At 71.9% G+C, this 2740-nt stretch carries 4 protein-coding genes; 3 read left to right on the forward strand and 1 reads right to left on the reverse strand.

The window, feature by feature from the left end:
- A partial coding sequence (locus tag KJ554_00005) for a hypothetical protein (protein ID MBU0740711.1) occupies positions 1-317 on the reverse strand: 317 nt, incomplete at its 3' end.
- A 247-nt stretch (positions 318-564) separates the two neighbouring features.
- Between KJ554_00005 and KJ554_00010 the strand changes: the two genes are divergently transcribed.
- From KJ554_00010 to KJ554_00020, 3 genes are all read left to right on the forward strand, one after another.
- Positions 565-1716, forward strand: coding sequence for an efflux RND transporter periplasmic adaptor subunit (locus tag KJ554_00010; protein ID MBU0740712.1), 1152 nt, complete (start codon positions 565-567; stop codon positions 1714-1716).
- An 11-nt stretch (positions 1717-1727) separates the two neighbouring features.
- Positions 1728-2402 (forward strand): ABC transporter ATP-binding protein, encoded by a 675-nt coding sequence (locus KJ554_00015; protein MBU0740713.1) that lies wholly within the window; start codon positions 1728-1730, stop codon positions 2400-2402.
- 1 nt (position 2403) lies between these two features.
- On the forward strand, positions 2404-2740 hold a 337-nt coding region (locus KJ554_00020; protein ID MBU0740714.1), incomplete at its 3' end, for an ABC transporter permease.

The raw sequence follows: 2740 nt of genomic DNA on the forward strand, positions 1-2740 counted from the left end.
GCCGCCGCCGCCAGGTGGCAGATCGCGCCGCAGGCCATCACGCCGATCACCACGGCGTTGGTGGAGAGACCGCCCAGCAGAGCGTGCATCGCCCCCAACACAAATGTCCACAGCGGCGCCGTGCAGCCGGTGGCGGGCACGCCCGGATTGTAGGCCAGCAGCCCTTCGGTGGCCAGGGACCGGCCGTAGACCATGTGGATCCAGGCGTCGTCGAGGGGGAAACCCACGCCGAAGCCGGGCTGGCGGCCCACGAGCAGGACGGCGCCGGCGACCGCGGCCGCGAGGGCGATGACGAGGATGTTGTCGCGTCTGCTCAAGTGCGTTCGCTCCCGGTTGCGTGGGCCACTATAGCGTGGCGGCACCGGGATGAACAGGCGCAGCATCGGCGGGGTGGCTGCGCAGGGCGGGGTTTCGGCTCATCTGGTCGTTGAGAGCTCCTCCACGTGGAGGTATCGGCGAGAGATGACATCAAGAAATCCGCTCGCCGCTCCACCCGCCCGCCAACCCTTGCCCCCGCCGCCCCACTGGACCTACACTCCGGGCTCACCCCGGAGGGAGGTTCCCATGCGCCGCTGGCTCCGTCGTATCCTGGTTCTCGTCGCCCTGATCGCGGTGATCGTCGCGCTGCGTTTGACGCTCTTCCGTCCCGAGCCCGTGCCGGTCACCGTCCACGAGGTCGCGCGCGGGCGCGTGGAGGACACGGTGGTCAACTCCAAGGCCGGCACCGTCAAGTCGCGCCACAGGGCCGAGATGAGCCCGGGCCTGTCCGGCCTGGTGGCTGCCATACCGGTGAGGAAGGGCCAGTCCGTGCGCAAGGGCGACGTCCTGCTGCGCCTGGACGACGCCGAGCATCGCGCCAACCTGCTGCTGGCCGAGCGCGCCCTGGATGCCGCGCGGGCCGCCACCGAGGAAGCCTGCCTGGCCGCCGACCAGGCCGGGCGCGACCGGCGCCGCGCGGAGGACCTCTACGGCCGCGACCTGGTCTCCGACCACGAACTGGAGACCGCTCGCACCAACGACGACATCGCCCGCGCCGCCTGCCGCGCCGCCCGCCAGCGCGAGAAGCAGGCCGACGCCGCGGTCGCCGTCGCGCGTGCCACGCTGAGCAAGACCGTCATGACGGCGCCCTTCGACGGCGTCGTCCTGGACATCGAGGCCGAGGTGGGCGAGTGGATCTCGCCGTCGCCGCCGGGTGTGTTCATCCCGCCGGTGATCGACGTGATCGATCCGCGCGCGCTGTACGTGGAGGCGCCCCTGGACGAGGCCGACGTGGGTCGCGTCGTGGTGGGCCTGCCGGTGCGCGTCACCATGGACGCCTTCCGCGACCGGCCGTTCGCCGGAACCCTGACCTACACCTCGTCCTTCGTTGAGACCACCAAGGAGCAGAATCGCATCCAGACCGTGGAGGCCGAATTCACCGGCGGCGACCTGCCCGCCAACCTGCTGCCGGGCCTGTCGGCGGACGTGGAGGTGATCCTCGACGCGCGCGACGACGTGGTGCGTGTCCCCAGCTACGCCCTGCTCGAGGGCGGCCGCGTGCTGGTGGTCGTGGGCGACGAGCTGGTCTCGGTCGACGTGGAGACGGGCCTGCGCAACTGGGAGTTCACCGAGATCATCGCGGGGCTCGAGCCGGGCGACCGCGTCGTCGTCTCGCTGGACCGCATGGAGGTGCGCGCGGGCGCCCGCGTGCGCGTGGCCGACGAAGTGGCGCGATGACCCGGCATGCGATGATCCGGCTCGCGGGCATCTCGCGCACGTTCCTGGTGGGCGACCGCCCGGTGCACGCCCTGCGCGAGGTGGACCTGGCGATCGCGTCCGGCGAGTACGTCTCGATCATGGGGCCTTCGGGCTCCGGCAAGTCGACGCTGCTGAACATCCTCGGTTGCCTCGATCGTCCCGACGCCGGCTCCTACGGCCTCGAAGGGCGCGAGACCGCGGACCTTTCCGAGACCGAGCTGTCGAAGGTGCGGCGGCACAGTATCGGTTTCGTCTTCCAGTTCTTCCACCTGGTGCCGCGCCTGAATGCGGCCGAGAACGTCGAGCTGCCCATGGTCTTCGCCGGCGTCGAGCCGCCCGTGCGGCGCGAGAGGGTCGCCCGCGCCCTGGAGGCGGTCGGGCTCACCGGCCGCAGCGACCATCGTCCCGACCAGCTTTCGGGCGGCGAGCGCCAGCGCGTGGCCATCGCCCGGGCGGTCGTGATGGAGCCCGCCCTACTGCTCGCGGACGAGCCCACCGGCAACCTCGACACGACTGTCGGCGGCGAGATCGTCACCCTGCTCGAAAGCATGAACGCCGACGGCCTGACCCTGGTGGTGGTGACCCACGACCCGGACATCGGCCGGCGCGCCCGGCGCCGCATCCGGCTGCTGGACGGCAGCGTCGTCGCGGACGAGGAGGGCTGAGATGCGCGCTCGCGACATGGCCCGCTTCGCAGCCGGCAGCCTGCGCGGACACGGTCTGCGCACCGGCTTCTCCCTGGTCGGCGTGGCCATCGGCGTGGCGTCGGTGATCCTGCTGACGGCCCTGGGCGAGGGGGCGCGCCTCTACGTCACCGGAGAGTTCGCCTCGCTGGGCACGAACCTCCTGATCACCATCCCCGGCAAGACCGAGACCTTCGGCGGCGCGCCCATGGTCAACACCGCGCCCAACGACCTGACCGTCGACGACGCGGACGCCTTGGCCCGCCGCGTGCCCCAGGTGCGGCGCGTGGCGCCGGTGGCCCTGGGCGGCGCGCGCATCC

This window comes from bacterium, assembly GCA_018814885.1.
Lineage (GTDB): Bacteria > Krumholzibacteriota > Krumholzibacteriia > LZORAL124-64-63 > LZORAL124-64-63 > JAHIYU01.